Raw genomic sequence first — 19,957 nt, forward strand, 5'->3', positions numbered from 1 at the left:
CTTATTGCGGCGTCAGCGCTATGCGCTCGCGGCTGGCTTTCTCCACCGCGCTGCGCGAGTAGGCCAGCGGAAAGTACTGGCCTGCGGCCCAGGTGTTGGCCAGGTCGCGGTAATGCGGGCTGGCCGGGTTGCCCGATTGGCCGGGCGTGTTGACCACGCGCGAGGCATCCCAGTTGCCCACGTCGACGACCATGCGGAAGGACGCGCCCGAGGTCAGCTGGTAGGTATCGACGTTGTAGCTGGTGGCCATGGGCGTGGCCCAGGAGCCGCCGATGCCGCCCACGCCGACATTGAGCTTTTGCTTGGTGGCACTGTCCACCACGCCGGCGAGCGGGTGCACAAAGATCGCCTGGTGCAGGCTGCCCCAGGTCCAGCTCTTGGCATCGGCCCCCAGCTTGGTTTGCAGCCACTGCATCGCCGGGGCGATGGACGAGAGCAGTACCTGGTCGCGCTCTGCGTCGCTCATCCAGCCCTGCGGGCTCTCCAGCACCGCGATCATGCGGGTGGCACTGGTCTCCTTGGCAAAGCTGCGCTCGTTGGCGGCCAGCACCTGGTCGGTCAGTGCTTTCTTCAGGGTGGCATTGCTCCACACCTCATACAGCGCAGCAGCGGCGCTGTCCTTGGCCATGGTGCCGTCCCAGCCCTGCAGCAACGCCAGGCCCTGGGCGGTCTGGGCATCGTTGCTTTGCAGTGGTGCCAGCAGCTTGAGCAGGCGCTGGGCCGGTACGGCGACGATGTCGGTCTGCCAGGCTTCGGAGTCGGCGACGCTGAGCTTCTTGCCCTCCTTGGCCGCCTTTTCAAACAGGCCATGCAGGCGCTGCGCGCGGGCCGAGTCGGACCATTCGTAACCAATGCCCTTTTGGTAGAGCGGGTGGGTGGGCGGCACATTGTTTTCGTTGGCGGTCACCACATAGCCGCGCTGGGGGTTGAACTCCCAGGGCAGCTCATCGCCATGGCGGTAGCCCGTCCATTCATAGCGGCCATCGCCGGGCACCGGCATCAGCCCGTCCCAGTTGGGGCGGATGGGGGTGAGCCCGCCGGGAATCCAACCGATATTGCCGCTGCTGTCGGCATAGACCTGGTTCTCGCCCGGTGCGCCCCAGCGGTTCATTGCGGCGCGGAACTGGTCAAAGTCCTGCGCGCGCATGTAGTCCATCGAGCCGAAATAGGGCGCCATGCCCAGGTCTAGCCAGGCGGCGCGCAGCGCATAGGCCTTGTTGCCTTCGGCCGCCAGCACCGGGCCGTGGCGGGTGTACCAGTTCTCGACGATCACCGGCTGGGCCGCGCCTTTGACGGCAATGCTTTCCGTGACGCGGGTCATCGGCTCCCAGCGGCCCTGGTATTGGTACTCCTTGCTGTTGTGCGGGTTGGTTTCGTACACATACAGGTCTTCCTGGTCCATGTAGAAACGCGTCAGGCCAAAGGCGATGCGGCCGTTGTGGCCGATGGAGATGCCGGGCAGGAAGGGCTCGCCAGCGCCGATCACATCCATGCCGGGAGCCGAGATGTGCGAGATATAGCGCAGGCTGGGCGCGCCGTGGGCGCGGTGCGGGTCATTGGCCAGAATCGGGCGGCCGGTCGTGGTCATGCCCGGCGCAATCGTCCAGTTGTTGCTGCCGTAGCTGGCCAGGGTGTTGGCATCGGGCTGGTTCAAGGTCGATTCGGCCAGTGCCAGCAGCTGCTCGGGTGCCATGTCCTGCACGGAAACCTTGACGTTCTCCTTGGTAAAGCGCGGGCTGGCGGTAGCCAGCGCATAGGCGCGCTTGAGCTCCTTGCCGGGCAGGCCGCAGACCTCCAGCCCTTGCGGGATTTGCGGCTTCACATCGGGCACCAGCTCGCGGCGCAGCCAGTCCACCCGGGTGCCGTTGTGCTTGCCCTCACAAAAGGCCTGGGCGCGGTCCACCTCGCCAGTGAAGTTCAGGGTCAGGCCATGGTGGCGGATGCGCACCGTGTCTTCTGCGGCCCACTGCGCGGGCTGGTAGCCCAGCAGCTTGAACTCTTCGGGCAGCACGCTCGGGTCAGCCTTGGTCTGGGCGACAAAGGCGTTCACCCCGGCCACAAAGGCCTCGGCCACGCGCTTGGAGTCCGAGCCATAGGCCAGCCATTCGCGGTACATGTCGCCACGGAACAGCACCGCGCGCGCCGCCTTGTCGCTCTCGACCCAGGCCGGGCCAAAGTCCTGGGCCATCTGGCCCAGACCGCGCTTGCGCCACAGGTCCATCTGCCAGAGCCGGTCGCGCGCGGCCATATAGCCTTGCACCACAAAGGCGTCATAGGTGGTGCCCGCGTAGATATGCGGCACGCCCCACTGGTCGACCAGCACCTCGGCGGGCTTTTCCAGCCCGGCAATCCTGGCGCTGTGCTGGCGGGTGGGCGGCGTGCCCAGCGAGCTGCAGCCGGCTGCCAGCAGCGCAGCGGCCAGCGGCAGCGCCAGGCGGGTGGCAAAACGACAGGGGTTGCGGTCTGGCATGGTGTGTCTCCTCGTTATGGTGTGGATGCACCTTGCCATGCCTGCCCGCTGCGCGCAATCGCGTTAGCGCCAAGCGCAGACGGCGCGCCGCCAAAAACAAAGCCCATGGTGCTGGGCCATGGGCTTGTTGTTGGTGCGCGCCTACTCGAGCGGTCTCACCCCATCGGGCTGCACCAGCACGGAAACATCGGTGTAGATCAGGTTCAGCGCAAAGCGCTGGCCGGCTAGGTAGTCGTCCAGCGATTGCAGCACCAGCGGGCTGCGCATCTGGTGGGCCTCGGCGCGCATTTCGTCGGCGGTCATCCAGACGGTGCGGCGTATGCCTTCATCGAGCGGCTGGTTTTCGTAGAACGCGCCGACGGTGCCGGTAAAGGCAAAACGCATATAGGTGGTGTCGGCGCCGCTTTTGCTGCGCACAAAGCGGTTCATGTAGATGCCCAGCAGGGCCGAGGGCTTGAAGTCAAAGGCCGTCTCCTCGAGCACTTCGCGCACACAGGCCTGGATAGGGGATTCGCCAGGGTCCAGATGGCCTGCCGGATTGTTCAGGCGGATGCCGTCCGAGGTGTCTTCCTCTACCAGCAAAAATCGGCCATCGCGCTCAATGACGGCGGCCACGGTGACGTTGGGTTTCCAGCGGTGGGGCATGCGGCATTATGTGCCAACTCTCTTAAATCATAAAAACGATCTCAAGGGCTTGTCACGCAGATGCAACCTCAGGCGCAGTGGTAAAGCTCTGCAGTACGATAGCAGCATGCAAGCACCCGCCCCCACCCCAGCCATTCCCGCACAGTCCGTCTATGCCGAGCGCCGCGCCCAGGTTGCGCGCCAGTTGGGCGAGGGCGGGATCGCCATCATCCCCACCGCGCCCGAGCACCCGCGCAACCGCGACAGCGACTTTCTGTACCGCCACGACAGCTATTTCTACTACCTGACCGGCTTCACCGAGCCCAACGCCAGCCTGGTGATCAGCGCCGATGGCAAGACCACCTTGTTCTGCGCGCCTAAGGACCTGGCGCGCGAGATCTGGGACGGCTACCGCCTGGGGCCCGAGGCCGCCGTGGCGGCCTTGGGCGTGAGCGAAGCCTATTCGGTGGCCGAGCAGGCCGCCCGCATGCCCAAGATGCTGGAGAACCGCAGCGTGGTCTGGTACCCGTTTGCGATCCACCAGGGGCTCGAGGGCACGGTGGCCCAATGGCTCAACGGCGTGCGCGCCCGCACCCGCTATGGCGCGCTGGTGCCCGAGCAGCAGCGCGATCTGTGTGCCGTGCTCGACGAGATGCGCTTGTTCAAGGATGCGCATGAGGTGCCGATCCTGCGCCGCGCAGGGGACATCAGCGCCCGCGCCCACATCCTGGCGATGCAGCGCTCGGCCCGCATGATTCGCGCCGGCCAGGATGTGCGCGAATACCACCTGGATGCCGAGCTGCTGCAGGCCTTCCGCGAGTACGGCTCGCAGTACCCCGCCTATGGCTCGATCGTCGCCGCCGGTGCCAATGCCTGTGTGCTGCACTACCGCGCCGATGCCGCGCCCATCCGCAGCGGCGAGCTGGTGCTGATCGATGCCGGTTGCGAGCTCGATGGCTATGCCAGCGACATCACCCGCACCTTCCCGGCCAATGGAAAGTTCACCGGCCCGCAGCGCGATCTGTACGACCTGGTGCTGGCCAGCCAGGATGCGGCCATTGCGCTGGCCCGGCCCGGCAAGCGCTTCAACGACATGCATGACGCCACCGTCGCCGTGCTGGCCCAGGGCATGCTCGATCTGGGCCTGCTCGACAAGAACAAGGTCGGCGGCGTGCAGGATGTCATCGACAACCGCAGCTACTTCCAGTTCTACATGCACCGCACCGGCCATTGGATGGGCATGGATGTGCATGACTGCGGCAGCTACATCGAGCCCAGCGAGCTTGGCCACACCAGTGAGCGGCGCGATCCGCTCTCGGGCGAGCTGATCCTCAACCGCCCCAGCCGCATCCTGCGCCCCGGCATGCTGACGACCATCGAGCCGGGCATCTATGTGCGCCCGGCCGACGGCGTGCCCGAGGCCTTCCACAACATCGGCATCCGCATCGAGGACGACGCGCTGATCACCGACGACGGCTGCGAGCTGCTCACGCGCGGTGTGCCGGTGAAGGCCGACGAGATCGAGGCGCTGATGCGCGATGGCGCGGCCCGGCCTGCCGATCTGGCCTGATACCAGCGACTGCCTCCTGACAGTACACCTGCCCGGCCCCCGTGCCGCGCAGGTGTTTTTTTTGGGGCTACGCAATTGTGCAAACGCACATCGAATGAAACCGCGATGTAACTCCCTGTGCACGTTTCTCGTGTCAGAATGGAACTGAATTACATCGGGTCGGCATCTGGTGACGGAGCCGGCCCCACTTTTGAGACAAAGACACAGGGGACCTGCCCATGATTTCGCCCAAGATCCGCCGCGCCACCAAGATTGTTGCCACGCTGGGGCCGGCCTCCAGCGAGCCGGCGCTGCTCGAAGAGATGATCCGCGCGGGGGTCAACGTGGTGCGGCTGAACTTCAGCCACGGCAAGGCGCAGGACCATGTGGACCGCGCCCGCATGGTGCGTGAGGCTGCGCAGCGCGCCGGCCGCGAGGTGGCGATCATGGCTGACCTGCAAGGCCCCAAGATCCGCGTCGGCAAGTTTGCCGAAGGCAAGGTGATGCTCGAGCCCGGTGCCCGGTTTGTGCTCGATGCCTCGCGCCAGGAGCCCGGTGACCTGCAGGGCGTGGGCCTGGACTACAAGGAGCTGCCGCGCGATGTGAAGCCCGGCGATGTGCTGCTGCTCAACGACGGCCTGATCGTGCTGACGGTGGACGCGGTGCGGGGTGATGCCGTGCACACCACGGTCAAGTTGGGGGGCGAGCTGTCCAACAACAAGGGCATCAACAAAAAGGGCGGCGGCCTCACCGCGCCGGCGCTCACGGCCAAGGACATGGAAGACATCAAGACCGCGATGAGCTTCCAGGCCGACTATGTGGCCGTCAGCTTTCCCAAGACCGCCACCGACATGGAAATGGCGCGCCAGCTGTGCATGGTGGCCGCGGCCGAGTACCGCCACCGCCCGGGCCTGATCGCCAAGATCGAGCGTGCCGAAGCCATTCCGCACCTCGAAGACATCCTGCGCGTGTCCGACGGCATCATGGTCGCGCGCGGTGACCTGGCTGTCGAAGTGGGCCATGCGGCCGTGCCGGCGCTGCAAAAGAAGATGATCCGCATGGCGCGCGAGATGGACAAGGTCGTCATCACTGCCACGCAGATGATGGAGAGCATGATCACCAACCCGGTGCCCACCCGCGCCGAGGTGAGCGACGTGGCCAATGCGGTGCTCGACGGCACCGATGCGGTGATGCTGAGCGCCGAGACCGCCGCTGGCAAGTTCCCGCTCGAGACCGTGCTGGAGATGGTCGATATCTGCGCGCAGGCTGAGGCCTCGGCCGACTGGGATGTGGACACCGACTTTGTCGGCAAGACCTTCCAGCGCATCGACCAGAGCATTGCGCTGGGCGCCTTGTTTACCGCCACCCACCTGGGCGCCAAGGCCCTGGTTGCGATGACGGACAGCGGCTCGACTGCGTTGTGGATGAGCCGCCACCGCACCCAGATCCCCATCTACGCGCTGACCCCCAAGGTGGCCACCCAGCGCAAGATGGCGCTGTACCGCAATGTGCGCCCCTTGCTGATGGACACCAGCGCCGACCGCGACACCGCACTGGCCCAGGCCGAGGTGCACCTGAAGGCCCGCGATATCGTGCAAAGCGGCGATATTTATGCGATCACCTGCGGCGAACCGATGGGCTCGCCCGGCGGCACCAATATGATGAAGATCAGCCGCGTGATTTAAACCTGCGCGGTTATTGACAGACACAGGGGCGCTGGCTGGCGCCCCTTTTTTGCGCCTGCTTTTTGGCCTTTTTGTGCGGCGCCACCGCACGGCAGCCAGCCTCTGTAGATCCGTCCAATTTTGTGCGGATTTGTGACTGCGGCGATACTATGGCGCTTCAGCGAGCCTGCCCGCACGTCCGTGTGGATCAAAGGACTGCGCTGAATCTATTCGAAGCCAGGCTTTTTTGCCCCCCGGAGACAGGGGCAAACCGGTGGTTCACCAGCCTGGCCTTCGATCACCTAGCCAAGCTGCTGCGATAAGAATTCACAACACGCACGCACATAGCAGCCCAGCCAAGCCCTTGTTGTTGAGCAGCACAGCGCCGCTGTGCCTGCCTGTTTTTTTGGAAGAGGGAATCTATGTCGCAACGACTAGTACGCCGTTCGGTGTTGGGGTTGGCCTTGGGCCTGGGTTTGGGCGCAGTCGCGGGGGTGTCTGCACCGGCGTTTGCACAGACGGCGGCCGCCAAGGCCAGCAAGCTGGACGCCCGTGCGGTAGCCACGGGCTACAGCGAATTGGTCTATGCCAACTACAGCGACAGCCTCGCATCGGCACGCGACATGCAAAAGGCCATTGCCTCCTTGCTCGCCGCCCCCTCCAAAGACACACTGGAAGCGGCGCGCAAAAGCTGGATCGACGCGCGTGAGTTCTACGGCCAGACGGAAGCCTTCCGCTTCTACGGCGGCCCGATCGACGATGAAAACGGCCCCGAAGGCCAGATCAACGCCTGGCCGATGGACGAGTCCTATGTCGACTATGTTGAGGGCAAGCCCAACGCCGGCTTCATCAACGACCCCAAGTTCAAGATCACCAAGGCCAACCTGGCCAAGCAAAATGAGCGCGGTGGCGAGGAAAACATTGCCACCGGCTGGCATGCGATCGAGTTTCTGCTCTGGGGCCAGGACCTGTCCGAAACCGGCCCGGGTGACCGTTCGTTTGAAGACTATGTGGACGGCAAGCGCGCCCATGCCGACCGCCGCCGCCTCTACCTGAAGGTGGTGACCGAGTTGTTGATCGACGACCTGGCGGGCGTCAGCAAGGCCTGGGCACCCGGCCAGAAGAACTACCGCGCCCAGTTCGACAAGGGCGGTGTGGAATCGGTGCGCAAGATCATCGTCGGCCTGGGTTCGCTCTCGCGCGGCGAGCTGGCCGGCGAGCGCATGGAAGTGCCGCTGAACTCGCAGGACCAGGAAGACGAGCATTCCTGCTTCTCCGACAACACCCACCGCGACATGGTCGCCAATGCCACCGGCATCCAGAACGTCTGGCTGGGCCAGTACAAGCGCCGCGATGGCACGACCTTGAAGGTGGCCTCGCTGGCCGACCTGGTGGCGGCCAAGAATGCCGAGCTGTCGGGCAAGACCAGCGCGCAGATCGACAGCACGGTCAAGGCGACCGAAGGCATCCAGGCACCGTTTGACCGCGAAATCATTGGCGGCGCCGACGCCCCCGGCCGCAAGCGCATCCAGGCGGCGGTGGACAGCGCCACCGAGCAGTCCAAGCTGCTGGTGCAGGCGGCCAATGCCATCGGCATCACCAAGCTGACCCTGGTCCAGCCCTGACGAAGGACCGTTGCTGCACTATGTCTGTGAAGATGAATGACAAGAAGCCCGGTGGCCGCGTGCAGCGGCTGGCATGGGCAGCAGCGGGTCTGTGCGCGGCCACCGCCCTGGCGGTGGCGCTGCGCCCTGAGGCGAGCGTGGCGCAGACCAGCGCGCCTGCAAAGCCCGCCGAAGCGGCGCCCGCGCAAGACCCCAGCGAGATGACCGGCGGCGACACCACGGTGTTTGCCACCGGCAAGAACGCGTTCTCGTTTCCTTTTGCCTCTCTGGCCGATGAAGAGCGCACGCGCTTTGTCATCGGCAACTCCTTTTTCAAGCGCAACTGGGTGGAGGCACCGGCCTCGACCCGGGCGCGCGATGGCCTGGGCCCGCATTTCATTGCGCGCAGCTGCGGCGGTTGCCACATCATGGATGGGCGCGGTGAGCCGCCAGAGTTCCACCGCACGCTGGGCCCTGATCCCGACCCCACGGTGGCGCTGCTGATCCGCCTGTCGGTGCCCGGCAAGGCCGACCCGCATGCGGGCGTGGTGCCCGAGCCGACCTATGGCGACCAGTTCAACAATGCGGCCGTGCAGGGCGTCAAGCCCGAGGGCATTGTGCGCATCCATGGCTCACCCATCCAGGGCCGCTTTGCCGATGGCACGCCCTACGAATTGATCCAACCCCGCTACGAGCTGACCGACCTGGGCTACGGCCCGATGGCCAAGGATGTGATGCTGGGCCCGCGCATTGCGCCCCAGGTGGTGGGTGTGGGCCTGATCGAGGCGATTGCCGAGGCCGACATCCTCGCCAATGTGCGGGAGCAGGCGGCGCTGGCCGGCCCCATCAAGGGCCAGGTCAACCGCGTCTGGGATGCCTATGGCCAGCGCGAGGCGATTGGCCGCTTTGGCTGGAAGGCCAACTCGCCCAGCGTGGCGCACCAGACGGCCAACGCCTTCTCGGGCGACATGGGCATCACCTCGCGCATTTTCCCGAACGAGAACTGCACCCCGGCGCAAAAGGACTGCTTGGCCGCACCGCATGGCGGCGGTCTGGACAAGTCCAGCGCCGGCCGCACGGCGGCCCAGGCGCGCGCCGATGCGCCCGAGATCGATGACAAGACGCTCGACGATGTGATCTTCTACCAGGCCACGCTGGCGCCTGCGGCACGCCGCAACGTCAATGACTCGGCCGTCAAGCTGGGCCAGCGCCTGTTTGCCCAGGCGCAGTGCGCCGTCTGCCACAAGCCCAGCTATGTGACCGGCCCCGGCCCCTTCCCCCGGCTGACGGCCAAGAACATTGCCGGCCAGAAGATCTGGCCCTATACCGATCTGCTGCTGCATGACATGGGCCCGGCGCTGGCCGATGGCCGGCCGGACTTTCTGGCCAACGGCCAGCAGTGGCGCACGCCGCCGCTGTGGGGCATTGGCCTGATCCAGGATGTGAACGGCCACCAGCGCCTGCTGCACGATGGCCGTGCGCGGGGCGTGCTCGAAGCGATCCTCTGGCATGGCGGTGAGGCCGAGCAGGCCAAGCAGCAGGTGCTGAACATGGATGCCGCCGAGCGCGAGGCCTTGGTCAAGTTTGTGGAGTCGCTATGACGCAAGTTGGTTTGAAAACCGGGCCCGTCCAGGCCGCGCAATCCTGGGGCAGGGCTTGCGCTCTGGTTGCCCTGGCCGCCATGGGCGGCGCTGCCCCGTTGGCGCAGGCTGCCGACACCCCCATGCCGTACTACACGGCCGCCCAGGCGCTGCAAAGCCTGTATGGCCAGCACCTGCCAGCCCGTGCAGCGGCGTTTACCCAGGCCGCCAATGCGCAGGACCAGGCGCTCGCCAGCTTCTGCGCCGGGCCGGCCGCTGCCGCCACAACAGCGGCGGCGGAGCTGCGCGGCCAGTGGCAGCGCAGCCATACCGCCTGGCTGCAGCTGTCCACGCCCAGCGTGGGGCCCTTGGTGGAGCGCCGCTCGCTGCGGCAGATTGATTTCACGCCGATCCGCACGGCGCTGATTACCCGCGCCGTCAAAAAAGGCCCGCAGAGCGCTGCCGACATGGAGCTGGTGGGCACGCCCGCCAAGGGCTTTGGCGCGCTGGACTGGCTGCTGAGCCAGGGCCTGCAGCCAGCCAGCCCCGAGTGTGCGTTTGCAGTGCAGGTGGCCAAAGCGATCAGCGCCGAGGCCCAAAGCCTGCAAGCGGCGCTGGAGCCCCTGCGCAGCAAGACCTGGAGCGTCGAGGGCTCGGAGAGCGAGCCCGAGGATGTGGCCAGCCCCGGCGCCAAGGAGACCGGCGCGGCGATCGAGGAATGGGTCAACCAGTGGCTGGGCGGGCTGGAGCGCCTGCGCTGGGCGCAGATGGAAAAGCCGATCAAGGTGGTGGGCGGCGGCGGCAAGGCGCCCGCCTTTGCCCGCATTGCGATGGCCGACAACTGGCGCGAGTGGCAGACCCAGTGGCAGGCCCTGCATGCCCAGGCTTTGCTGACCCCGGCGCAGCGCCAGCAGCCGCCCGTGCCTGGCAAGGACCTGATCTCGATTGAGGCACTGCTGCTCAGCAAGGGCCATATCGCCCTGGCCCAGCGCTGGCGCGATGCGATTGGCGTGGTAGATGCCGCGATGCCGGCCCCTGGCAAGCTGCCTGCCAAGGAGGGTGCACAGGCCAACAGCGAGATTCTGGCGCTCGCTACCAAGCTCAAGGGCATCACGGCGCTGTACCAGGCCGAGGTGGCGCCGGCGCTCGATATTCCACTGGGCTTTAGCGACAGCGATGGTGACTGAGCGACCAGCCATGACCGACACCGCACTGTTGTCCACATCCCTGCCCCGGCGCGCGCTGCTGCGTGGGCTGGGTGCATCGGCCATGGGCGCGCTGGGCCTGGCCGAACTGTCTTTTGCCAAGGACGCGGGCAGCACGCCGGGCGTCACCCGGCTGGCAGCGGTCTGGCGCGATGGCCCCAGCGCGATGGCGCAGGACTGGGCAGGGGTGCTGGAGGTCGTGCCGCAAAGCGGCGGCGGCCATGCCTGGCGCATTGCAGCGCGTACCGAGCTGCCCACCCGTGGCCATGGTGTGCAAACGCTGCCTGGCGGCCAACTGGTCTTTGCCGCGCGCCGGCCCGGGGATTGGCTGCTGCGCTGGCAGCCCCAAACGGGTGCCGTGCAATGGGCCTGGATGCAGGAGGACCGCTGCTTTAACGGCCATGTGGCGCTGGCGGGCGCCGCGACGGCACGGGCCTGGCAGGCCCAGGCGGGCGCAGGCGCCAGCGGGATGCTGTTCACCACCGAAACCGATCTGGAAGACAGCCAGGGCTGCATAGGCCTGCGCGATGCCACGAGCCTGGAGAAACTGGCCGAATGGCGCAGCCATGGCATGGACCCGCATGAGCTGCTGGTGCTGCCCGCTGCGCTGGGCAGCCTGCCGGCCGGGACCTTGGTCGTCGCCAATGGCGGCATCCCCACGCAAAGCGAGACCGGCCGCAGCAAGAAATGGCTGGACAGCATGGACCCATCCCTGGTCGCGCTGCACCCGGCTGATGGGCGACTGCTGGGCCAGTGGAAGCTGCCCGACCCGCGCCTGTCGATCCGCCACCTGGCCTGGGATGCCGCGCGCCAGCGCCTGGGCATTGCACTGCAGGCCGAGCATGACGATGCACGGCGCGACAGCGCGCCCATCTTCGCCGTCTGGGATGGCCAGCGCCTGCAGCTGGCGCAGGACCAGCCACCGCTGGCCGGTTATGGCGGCAGTGTGGAATGCGCGCCGCTGGCGCAAGGCGGTTTTGTGGTCAGCTGCCCCAAGTCCGACTGCATGGCCTGGTTTGACGCCCAGGCGCGCTACCTGGGCAGCAGCCCCCAGGGTGATGTCTGCCCGGTGGCCCGCGATGGCGCGCGGCTATGGGCTGGCGGCGGCCACGGGGTGGCCGAACGGACCAGCCGCAGCAGCGACCAGGCGGTGACTGCACTGGATACGGTGACCGGGCTGATGTTTGACAACCACTGGAGGCTGGTCGGCTAAATCAGCAAGCCTTTAATCCGCAGCTTGGCTGCGGCGGCGCGCCATGCCCATGTCAATAGCCAAGCCAGCCGTCCAGCACAGCCAGGCGGTCCACAAGGTGTGGCTCATGTAGTGGGCGCCGCGCATCTGCTGGCCCAGGCCCAGCAACAGGCCCATCACCAGCGCCACCGCCAGCCACCAGCGCGCGGCGCGCGGTGTGTCACGCGCCAGCGCAAAATAGCCGCCGACAAAGGAAAAGCCCGCTGCCGCATGGCCAGCGGGAAAGCAATGGCCCGCGCCACCATCATGCAGGCCCCAGCGCCAGTGCGATACATACTCGGCCACGCCGCCAAAGACCGACAGATCCCAGGGGCAGCTGGTGGCGCTGCTGCGCTTGAGGATGGCCACCACCGCGAGAGACGCCAGAATGCTGACGAGCAGCTGCACCCTGCGGGCCGTGGGCAGCTGGCGCAGCACGCCAAAGGGCAGCCAGACCCCCAGGCTCAAGGCCAGCACGACCACCCAGCCGAGGTTGCGCATGCCCTGGTGCATATAGGTGACCAGAAAATGGTCATCGCGCAGTGCAAAACCCTGGGCCGTGCCCCAGAGCTGGGCCAGCGCCAGGTCCTGGCCCCCGGCATCCCACAGCGCGATCAGCACAAAACTGAGCACCGTGGCCAGCAGCCAGCGGCGGTTGTACAAGGGTGCGCGTGTATCGGCGAACGAGGCAGGGGGGCAGGAAGGCATCTGGCGATGCTGCGGCGGCAGGCTTAAGGCTTTCTTAATGTCCCAGGTGCAGGGCCCAGGCCATAGGCGCAATGACGCAAGTCATGCACAATGCCAGCCATGCGCATACTGATGGTGGAAGACGATGCCGGCATTGCAGAGGGCCTCAAGGCCAATCTGCAGCAGCGCGGCCATGCGGTGGACTGGTGCCCCAGCCTGGCCGAGGCCTGGCGCGCGCTGACGGCCGAGGGCTTTGACGTGGTGCTGCTGGACCTGGGCCTGCCCGATGGCGATGGCTCGCGCCTGTTGCAGCAGCTGCGCAATGCGCCGCCGCCCACGGGCCTGCGCAAGAGCCTGCCTGATCCGGCCACGCCGGTCATCGTGCTGACCGCCCGCGACGGCGTGCATGACCGCATCGAAAACCTGGACCTGGGCGCCGATGACTACCTCTCCAAGCCCTTTGATGCCGAAGAGCTGCAGGCCCGGCTGCGTGCGCTGCTGCGCCGCGCGGCGGGCCGCGCCAATCCGCTGATCCACTACCGCGATCTGGTGCTGGACCCGGCCTTGCACCAGGTGCGCCTGGGGGGCGAAGGCGTCGAGCTCTCGCCCCGGGCCTACACCATCTTGCTGATCCTGCTGCAGGCCCATGGCCGGGTGCTGTCGCGCCAGCAGTTGGAGGAAAAGCTCTACAGCTTTGATGCCTCGGTCGAGAGCAATGCGGTGGAGGTGCATATCCACCACCTGCGCAAAAAGCTCGGCGCCGACTACATCCTGACCATGCGCGGTGTGGGCTACTTCATGCCCCAGGACCAGGCCTCGTGAACCTGGCGGCCAAGCCCCAGCGCCTGCCCCAGCTGCGTACCCGGCTGCTGGTCTGGATTCTGGCGGCGCTGGTCATCGTCTGGGCCAGTTTTGTCTACTGGGCCTACCAGACTGGCATTGAAGAGGCCGATGAGCTGACCGACGGGCACCTGGCCGGCGTCGCTGCGCTGGTGCTCAATATCCCCTCCAACGCGCAGACCCCGCCGGGCCTGCCGACCGAGCGCGTGCCGCTGCCGGGCCTGCATGCGCATGACTACCAGCAGTCGATGAGCCTGCAGGTCTGGAGCGCCGAGGGCGATCTGGTGCTCAATGTCGGCAGCGCGCCGCGCCTGCATTTTGCCGATGGGCGCAGTGGCTTCTTTGATGCCCAGCTGGGTCCCAAGCACGAGGTCTGGCGCACCTTCACGCAGTGGAACACCGAGCACACGCGCAAGGTGGCCGTGCTGGTCAACCTGCAAGAGCGCGATGACCTGGCCGATGACATTGCCGGGCAGATGATTCTGCCCGGGCTGTGGCTTTTGCCGGTGGTCACCCTGGTGCTGGGGCTGACGATACGCGCCGGCCTCAAGCCTCTGACCCAGCTCTCGCGCGATGTCGAGCAGCTCGAGCCCGAGCAGGGCCAGCGCCTGTCCACCGGCCATAACTGGCAGGAGTTCCGGGCGGTGACCCTGGCGTTCAACCGCCTGCTGGACCGCAATGACGAGGCAATGGAGCGCGAGCGCACCTTGGCCAACCAAGTGGCGCATGAGCTGCGCACGCCGCTGGCCTCGATCAGCCTGCATGCGCAGTCGCTGCAAGGCGGGCTGGACCCCGCCCAGCAGGCCCAGGCGGTGCAGCGCCTGCATGCCGATGCGCTGCGCGCCGGCCATGTGCTCAACCAGATTCTGGCCTTGGCCCGCAGCAGCCGTGTGGCGCTGACCCAGCAGGCCGCGCCGGTCGATCTGGCGCAGCTGGCGCGCACGGTGGGGGCCGAATACGCCCAGGCGGCCTGGCGGCGCGGGGGCAGTGTGGCGGTGGAGATGCCCGAGCAACTGTGGGTGAAAGGCCACGCTGTGCTGCTGGAGGTGGCCGTGCGTAATCTGGTCGAGAACGCGCTGCGCCACACCCCCGAGGGCACGCAAATCGAGGTGCAGGGCGGCAGCGATGGCGGCCAGTGCTGGCTGCAGGTCTGTGACGATGGCGGCCGCCTGCAGGAGAAGGCAGCACCCGAGCCGGTGGACAGCCTGCAGCTGGGCCACCAGATTGTGCAGCGCATCATGGCTTTGCACGGGGGCGCTTTCGAGCAGCCGCAGGCGCTCGCACCCTATACCACTTGCTACCGCCTCAGTATGCCTCTCGCCCAGATGGCCTGAGCTTGCTAAAATAGGCAGTTACCAAGCGGTTACCATGCCGCAAATATGAATCCAGGGTGTTGCAGCATTGCTGCAGCACTCTTTCTTTGCATTAGAACGGACCCGACCACCATGCCTTTGATCTCGATGCGCGAAATGCTCGACCATGCCGCCGAAAATGGCTACGGCATCCCTGCCTTTAACGTCAACAACCTGGAACAAGTCCAGGCCGTGATGGCGGCGGCAGACGAAGTCGGCGCGCCCGTGATCCTGCAGGCCAGCGCTGGCGCGCGCAAGTACGCCGGTGAGCCCTTCATCAAGCACCTGATCCAGGCCGCTGCCGAGATGTACCCCCACATCCCGCTGGTGATGCACCAGGACCACGGCACCACACCCGAGATCTGCCAGGGCGCGCTGAACCTGGGCTTTGGCTCGGTGATGATGGACGGCTCGCTGATGAGCGACGGCAAGACCCCTTCGTCCTTCGACTACAACGTCGATGTGACCCAGAAGGTCGTCGCGATGGCCCACCAGATCGGTGCCACCGTCGAAGGCGAACTGGGCTGCCTGGGCAACCTGGAAACCGGTGAAGCCGGCGAAGAAGACGGCATTGGCGCCGAAGGCAAGCTGGACCACAGCCAGATGCTGACCGACCCCGAAGAGGCGGCCGTGTTCGTCAAGGCCACGCAGCTGGACGCACTGGCGATCGCCATCGGCACCAGCCACGGCGCCTACAAGTTCAGCCGCAAGCCCACGGGCGACATCCTGGCGATCTCGCGCGTCAAGGAAATCCATGCCCGCATCCCCAACACCCACTTGGTGATGCATGGCTCCTCGTCCGTGCCCCAGGATTTGTTGGCCATCATCAACCAGTACGGCGGCAAGATGAAGGAAACCTACGGCGTGCCTGTGGAAGAGATCCAGGAAGCCATCAAGTACGGCGTGCGCAAGATCAACATCGACACCGACATTCGTCTGGCGATGACCGGCGCAGTGCGCAAGTTCCTGGCCGAGAACCCCGACAAGTTCGACGCCCGCGAATGGCTCAAGCCCGCCCGTGAAGCCGCCAAGCAAGTCTGCAAGGCCCGCTATATCGAGTTCGGCTGCGAAGGCCAGGGCGGCAAGATCAAGGGCTACAGCCTGGAGCAAATGGCCAAGAAGTACAGCGCCGGCGACCTGGCCCAGCTGGTCAAGTAAATCTGCCCGCCCTGCCAGTGCCTTTGGGCGCTGGCCTCCAAAGCCTGCAATCGCACCCGCATTGCAGGCTTTTGCTTTTGGCCTACGCGATGCGGCGATAACCGCACACGCGCACTGCGCCCGGTGTTTTTGCACAATGCCTTGCATAGCAAACAAAGGAGCGCAAAGCATGCAGACAAGCCATTCCTGGGATCTGGATCTGGTGGTGATTGGCGGCGGATCGGGCGGCGTGCGGGCCGCACGCATGGCGGCAGCACGGGGCGCCAAGGTGGCGGTGGTGGAGTCCAAGGCCATGGGCGGTACCTGCGTCAATGTGGGCTGCATCCCTAAAAAGCTCTACAGCTATGCCGCCGGCTATGCCGAAGCCTTTGCAGAGGCGCGCGGTTACGGCTGGCAAATGCCCGAGGCGATTGCGCTGGACTGGCAGGCACTCAAAGCGGCGCGCGCGCAGGAGATCTCCCGGCTCAATGGCATCTACGAGGGCCTGATGCGCAACGCGAATGTGGAGCGCATTGCCGGCCAAGGGCGGCTCGCCGATGCCCACACCGTGGTGGTCTCTGCCGATGGCGCCGATGTGCGCACCTTGACTGCGGCCCATATCCTGATCGCCACCGGTGGCACGCCGGTGCGCCCCGATCTGCCGGGCAGCGCGCATGTGATCGTCTCCGACGAGATGTTTGACCTGGCCGAGCTGCCGCGCCGCCTGGTGGTGGTGGGAGGCGGCTATATCGGCTGCGAGATGGCCAGCATCTTCCATGGCCTGGGCGTGCAGGTGAGCCTGCTGCACCGGGGTGACCAGATCCTGCGCGGCTTTGACGACGAGGTGCGCAGCTTTGTCGCCGAAGAGATCCGCAAGAGCGGCGTGGACCTGCGCCTGAAGACCGAAGTGAAAGAGATCAGCTGCGATGCGGCCAGCGGCGAGCGCACATTGACCTTGGCCGATGGGTCACAGCTGAAGGCCGACCAGGTGCTGTATGCCACCGGCCGCAAGGCCAATGTGGCCGGCCTGGGGCTGGAGGCGCTGGGCATTGCGCTGGACAAGAGCGGCGCCATCGTCGTCGATGCGCAGTTGGCCACTGCCCAGCCCAGCGTGCATGCACTGGGCGATGTGGTGGGGCGCATGGAGCTGACGCCAGTGGCGCTGGCCGAAGCGATGGCCTGGGTGGACCATATTTGGGGACCCGAGGCGGGCAAGCCCGCGCGCGTGATGGACTACGACAATATCCCGACGGCGGTGTTCACCCATCCACAGATCGGCACCGTGGGCCTGACCGAGGCCCAGGCCCGCGAGCGCCATGGGGCCGTGCGCATCTACCGCAGCGATTTCAAACCGCTGCGCCACACCCTGTCGGGCCGCAGCGAGCGCTGCCTGGTCAAGCTGGTCGTGGATGACGCCAGCGACAAGGTGCTGGGCCTGCATGTGGTGGGCGCCGATGCGGCCGAGATCACCCAGGGCTTTGCGGTGGCGATCAAGGCTGGTGCCACCAAGGCGCTGTTTGACCAGACGATTGGCATCCATCCGACGATGGCCGAAGAGCTGGTCACCTTGCGCGAAGTAAGCCGCATGTAAGCAACAGAACGCGGTAGTTGCTGCTTTGCAACATCTTATAAATTTCCTCTATAAAGCGCGCGTGTCTCGGGCATGATACGCGCTCTTTACAGAGGAGATACATATGAAGGAGTGGGTGTATCCGCGTGAGCGGACACTGGGCGCCATCACCCTGGTTCTGGGTCTGCTGGCATGGTTGCTGATCTTGTTGCTGACCCTGGGCACGGTGCTGATCTACCTGCTTATCGGTTTCATTTTTTATCTCTTTGCCCAATCCGCCTTGATTGCCTGGCTGCGTGGCACCGCCGTGCGGCTGTCGGACGAGCAGTTCCCCGAGCTCTACCTGCAGTACCTGCAGTGCTGCAAGAAGCTGGAGCTGGTGGACCCGCCCGAGGCCTATTTGCTGCAAGGCGATGGCCTGATGAATGCCTTTGCCACCCGCTTTCTGGGCCGCAACTTCGTCATTGTGCTGAGCGACACGGTGGATGCGATGCGCGCGCTGCCCGATGGCATCAACTTCTACTTTGGCCATGAGCTGGGCCATATCAAGCAAGGCCATTTGACCGGCCATTTCTGGCGCATGCCGGTGCTGTGGCTGCCGCTGATTGGCGCGGCCTATGCGCGCGCCCAGGAATACACCTGTGACCTGCATGGCCGCGCCTGCTGCGAAGGCTCGGAATCGGCCGGCCGCGCGCTGTCGGTGCTGGCCGCTGGCGCGCAGAAGTGGAAGACCATCAACCTGGTGCAGTATGCGCGCCAGACCATGACGAACCGGGGCTTCTTCCCCGATCTGCATGAGCTGCTGGGCGGCTATCCCTGGCTGACCAAGCGCGTGGCGCGCATGATCAGCCCCGGCATCAAGATGCCGGGCCGCAACCCCTTCTCTTACTTGTTTGCGCTGTTTGTGCCCTATGGCGGCCGGGCCGGTGGCGGGGCCGTGGGCTTGCTGATGGTGATCGCGATCATCGGTATCGCGGCCGCCGTCGCGATCCCGGCGCTCAAGGGCGGAGCCGGGGGCGGTGCCTTCAGCCAGATGCTGATGCAGGGCATGCAGTCGCAAAAGGGCAAGGAGGCCTTCGAGAAGGAATGGACCCAGGCCGAGCCGGTGCGCCAGGCGCTGTCGCGCTACTACCAGACCTATGAAGAAGTGCCGGATTCACTGGCCGATGCGGGTGTGTCGCCGGAGCAGGAAGGCCGGCTGATGTATGACAGCGACGATATGTCGCTGACTGCGCTGACCCTCCATGGCCAGTTGCAGATGCAGCCCATGCAGGGCGAGGGCGGCAAGGTGATCTGGCATTGCAGCGCTGATGGTGCGGCGCAACAGTATCTGCCGGCCAGTTGCCAGAGCAAGTGATGCATTTGGATACACTCGCGGCCAAAGTCTCCTGATTCAGCCCGGCGGCCTCGGACAGAATCCGCAACGGCCTAGAACAGAATCCGCAAGGGCCTTGCTATGATGCAGGGCTTGGCGGTGTGGCACAGGCCACGCACTGTCTGTTGGCCGCCGCTACTGTTTTCAGGATCCGCCTTATGTCTTTTTCCGCTGCCCGTTCTCTGTCCTGGCTGGGGTGCGCTGCCGCAGCCGTGGTGCTGAGCGCCTGCGCGCCGCTGCCGTCGAATGTGGAGCCGGTGGGCCGCACCCTGGTGTCGATGGACCAGAACACCGACCTGCGCTGGACCTACTGGGGCACGGACAGCGAGGTGCTCGATGTGCTGCCCGAAGACCTGGCCAAGGACAAGCCGCTGCAGGCCAAGCTCTGGCAGATGCGCACCAAGCTGGGCGAACTGGTGGGCGTGATGTCGCTGCGCTCCAGCGTCGATGACCTGAACAACAAGAACACCGTCTGGACCCAGGACTGCCCCAAGCAAAAGGGCGTGCTGGTCGAGCGCACCCAGGGCCTGAACATTGGCCGCGTGGACTGCCTGCGCATCAAGCGCACCGCCAACAGCAGCGACTGGCTGGCCCAGAACGATGCGGCCATGGCGGGCCGGCTGGAGGCGGCCGGTGTCTACTTTGCGCGCCCGGTGGCCTATGTGTCCTACCAGTTCACCACCAGCAATGGCGGCTATGTCGAAGCGCAGGTGCTGGTGGACCAGCGCCTGGTGCGCCCGCCGATCCGCAGCAGTGTCGACTTTTTGGCCGCCGGCCGTTCGCTGGACCACTGGGCCCAGGACCTGGCGCGTTCCATGCGTGAGAGCACCGGTTACTTCAACGGCGTGCTGACCGTGCCGCCGTTCCCCTACGAGATCGACCAGCAGCCCTACTACGAGACCAAGCAGGACGACTCCGATGTGCTGTTTGGCAAGGAAAAGCCCAACCCCCAGGCCGCCGAAGAGAAAGCAGCTTCGGTGGTTGCGCCGGCAGGGGCGGCACCTGCAGGGGCCGCAGCCGCCAAGCGCTGATCTCGTCCCTCGCTCAGCAACCGCCATGACCCCGGTCA

Annotated in this window: 15 protein-coding genes; 12 read left to right on the forward strand and 3 right to left on the reverse strand. The window is 65.9% G+C overall.

The genetic code is table 11. The annotated features are described in order from the left end of the window. Position 1 precedes the first annotated feature (1 nt). Positions 2 to 2,470, reverse strand: a complete 2,469-nt coding sequence (locus WH303_RS00570; RefSeq protein ID WP_339516085.1) for a penicillin acylase family protein — start codon at positions 2,468 to 2,470, stop codon at positions 2 to 4. A 141-nt stretch (positions 2,471 to 2,611) separates the two neighbouring features. Then, positions 2,612 to 3,115: an NUDIX hydrolase gene (locus tag WH303_RS00575; protein WP_021027024.1), complete on the reverse strand. Its 504-nt coding sequence runs from the start codon at positions 3,113 to 3,115 to the stop codon at positions 2,612 to 2,614. A 106-nt stretch (positions 3,116 to 3,221) separates the two neighbouring features. On the opposite strand from WH303_RS00575, the gene WH303_RS00580 reads away from it, so the two are divergent. From WH303_RS00580 to WH303_RS00605, 6 genes are all read left to right on the forward strand, one after another. After that, on the forward strand, positions 3,222 to 4,664 hold the full coding sequence (locus tag WH303_RS00580; RefSeq protein WP_339516088.1) for an aminopeptidase P N-terminal domain-containing protein: 1,443 nt from the start codon (positions 3,222 to 3,224) through the stop codon (positions 4,662 to 4,664). 218 nt (positions 4,665 to 4,882) lie between these two features. Then, positions 4,883 to 6,328: a pyruvate kinase gene (gene pyk, locus WH303_RS00585; RefSeq protein WP_021027026.1), complete on the forward strand. Its 1,446-nt coding sequence runs from the start codon at positions 4,883 to 4,885 to the stop codon at positions 6,326 to 6,328. Positions 6,329 to 6,729: 401 nt separating this feature from the next. Next, a complete protein-coding gene (locus WH303_RS00590; protein WP_339516090.1) occupies positions 6,730 to 7,932 on the forward strand; it encodes an imelysin family protein in 1,203 nt (400 codons plus the stop codon). A gap of 20 nt (positions 7,933 to 7,952) precedes the next feature. Next, positions 7,953 to 9,512 carry a di-heme oxidoreductase family protein gene (locus tag WH303_RS00595; protein WP_339516092.1) on the forward strand — a complete coding sequence of 520 codons (1,560 nt, stop codon included), beginning with the start codon at positions 7,953 to 7,955 and terminating at the stop codon, positions 9,510 to 9,512. Beyond that, positions 9,509 to 10,678 (forward strand): imelysin family protein, encoded by a 1,170-nt coding sequence (locus WH303_RS00600; protein ID WP_339516094.1) that lies wholly within the window; start codon positions 9,509 to 9,511, stop codon positions 10,676 to 10,678. Before WH303_RS00595 ends, WH303_RS00600 begins: the two co-directional genes overlap by 4 nt. Positions 10,679 to 10,688: 10 nt before the next feature. Next, positions 10,689 to 11,909: a DUF1513 domain-containing protein gene (locus WH303_RS00605; protein WP_339516096.1), complete on the forward strand. Its 1,221-nt coding sequence runs from the start codon at positions 10,689 to 10,691 to the stop codon at positions 11,907 to 11,909. A 12-nt stretch (positions 11,910 to 11,921) separates the two neighbouring features. On the opposite strand, the gene WH303_RS00610 is transcribed toward WH303_RS00605, so the two are convergent. Continuing rightward, positions 11,922 to 12,635, reverse strand: coding sequence for a phosphatase PAP2 family protein (locus tag WH303_RS00610; RefSeq protein WP_339516098.1), 714 nt, complete (start codon positions 12,633 to 12,635; stop codon positions 11,922 to 11,924). Between the two features lie 99 nt (positions 12,636 to 12,734). Here WH303_RS00610 and WH303_RS00615 point away from each other — a divergent pair, with 99 nt between their 5' ends. The 6 genes from WH303_RS00615 to WH303_RS00640 all read left to right on the forward strand — a co-directional run bounded on the left by WH303_RS00615 (position 12,735) and on the right by WH303_RS00640 (position 19,919). After that, the gene (locus WH303_RS00615) at positions 12,735 to 13,436 is read left to right on the forward strand and encodes a response regulator transcription factor (RefSeq protein ID WP_021027032.1); all 702 of its coding nucleotides are present in this window, start codon (positions 12,735 to 12,737) and stop codon (positions 13,434 to 13,436) included. A gap of 2 nt (positions 13,437 to 13,438) precedes the next feature. Then, positions 13,439 to 14,788, forward strand: a complete 1,350-nt coding sequence (locus WH303_RS00620; protein WP_339516625.1) for a histidine kinase dimerization/phospho-acceptor domain-containing protein — start codon at positions 13,439 to 13,441, stop codon at positions 14,786 to 14,788. 111 nt (positions 14,789 to 14,899) lie between these two features. After that, on the forward strand, positions 14,900 to 15,964 hold the full coding sequence (fba, locus tag WH303_RS00625; RefSeq protein WP_312986796.1) for a class II fructose-bisphosphate aldolase: 1,065 nt from the start codon (positions 14,900 to 14,902) through the stop codon (positions 15,962 to 15,964). A 169-nt stretch (positions 15,965 to 16,133) separates the two neighbouring features. Beyond that, the gene (gene gorA / locus WH303_RS00630; protein ID WP_339516101.1) at positions 16,134 to 17,534 is read left to right on the forward strand and encodes a glutathione-disulfide reductase; all 1,401 of its coding nucleotides are present in this window, start codon (positions 16,134 to 16,136) and stop codon (positions 17,532 to 17,534) included. A gap of 103 nt (positions 17,535 to 17,637) precedes the next feature. Beyond that, positions 17,638 to 18,870 carry a M48 family metallopeptidase gene (locus WH303_RS00635; RefSeq protein WP_021027036.1) on the forward strand — a complete coding sequence of 411 codons (1,233 nt, stop codon included), beginning with the start codon at positions 17,638 to 17,640 and terminating at the stop codon, positions 18,868 to 18,870. 176 nt (positions 18,871 to 19,046) lie between these two features. Next, a complete protein-coding gene (locus WH303_RS00640; RefSeq protein ID WP_339516104.1) occupies positions 19,047 to 19,919 on the forward strand; it encodes a hypothetical protein in 873 nt (290 codons plus the stop codon). Positions 19,920 to 19,957 lie beyond the last annotated feature (38 nt).

Origin of the sequence: Comamonas sp. MYb69 (assembly GCF_037479315.1) — a bacterium.
GTDB lineage: Bacteria > Pseudomonadota > Gammaproteobacteria > Burkholderiales > Burkholderiaceae_C > Comamonas.

What these genes read in the sequence shown, in the direction of transcription:
- WH303_RS00570 (WP_339516085.1), bottom strand. Translation starts at nt 2,470, where the DNA reads ATGCCAGACCGCAACCCCTGTCGTTTTGCCACCCGCCTGGCGCTGCCG.
- WH303_RS00575 (WP_021027024.1), bottom strand. Translation starts at nt 3,115, where the DNA reads ATGCCCCACCGCTGGAAACCCAACGTCACCGTGGCCGCCGTCATTGAG.
- WH303_RS00580 (WP_339516088.1), top strand. Translation starts at nt 3,222, where the DNA reads ATGCAAGCACCCGCCCCCACCCCAGCCATTCCCGCACAGTCCGTCTAT.
- pyk (WP_021027026.1), top strand. Translation starts at nt 4,883, where the DNA reads ATGATTTCGCCCAAGATCCGCCGCGCCACCAAGATTGTTGCCACGCTG.
- WH303_RS00590 (WP_339516090.1), top strand. Translation starts at nt 6,730, where the DNA reads ATGTCGCAACGACTAGTACGCCGTTCGGTGTTGGGGTTGGCCTTGGGC.
- WH303_RS00595 (WP_339516092.1), top strand. Translation starts at nt 7,953, where the DNA reads ATGTCTGTGAAGATGAATGACAAGAAGCCCGGTGGCCGCGTGCAGCGG.
- WH303_RS00600 (WP_339516094.1), top strand. Translation starts at nt 9,509, where the DNA reads ATGACGCAAGTTGGTTTGAAAACCGGGCCCGTCCAGGCCGCGCAATCC.
- WH303_RS00605 (WP_339516096.1), top strand. Translation starts at nt 10,689, where the DNA reads ATGACCGACACCGCACTGTTGTCCACATCCCTGCCCCGGCGCGCGCTG.
- WH303_RS00610 (WP_339516098.1), bottom strand. Translation starts at nt 12,635, where the DNA reads ATGCCTTCCTGCCCCCCTGCCTCGTTCGCCGATACACGCGCACCCTTG.
- WH303_RS00615 (WP_021027032.1), top strand. Translation starts at nt 12,735, where the DNA reads ATGCGCATACTGATGGTGGAAGACGATGCCGGCATTGCAGAGGGCCTC.
- fba (WP_312986796.1), top strand. Translation starts at nt 14,900, where the DNA reads ATGCCTTTGATCTCGATGCGCGAAATGCTCGACCATGCCGCCGAAAAT.
- gorA (WP_339516101.1), top strand. Translation starts at nt 16,134, where the DNA reads ATGCAGACAAGCCATTCCTGGGATCTGGATCTGGTGGTGATTGGCGGC.
- WH303_RS00635 (WP_021027036.1), top strand. Translation starts at nt 17,638, where the DNA reads ATGAAGGAGTGGGTGTATCCGCGTGAGCGGACACTGGGCGCCATCACC.
- WH303_RS00640 (WP_339516104.1), top strand. Translation starts at nt 19,047, where the DNA reads ATGTCTTTTTCCGCTGCCCGTTCTCTGTCCTGGCTGGGGTGCGCTGCC.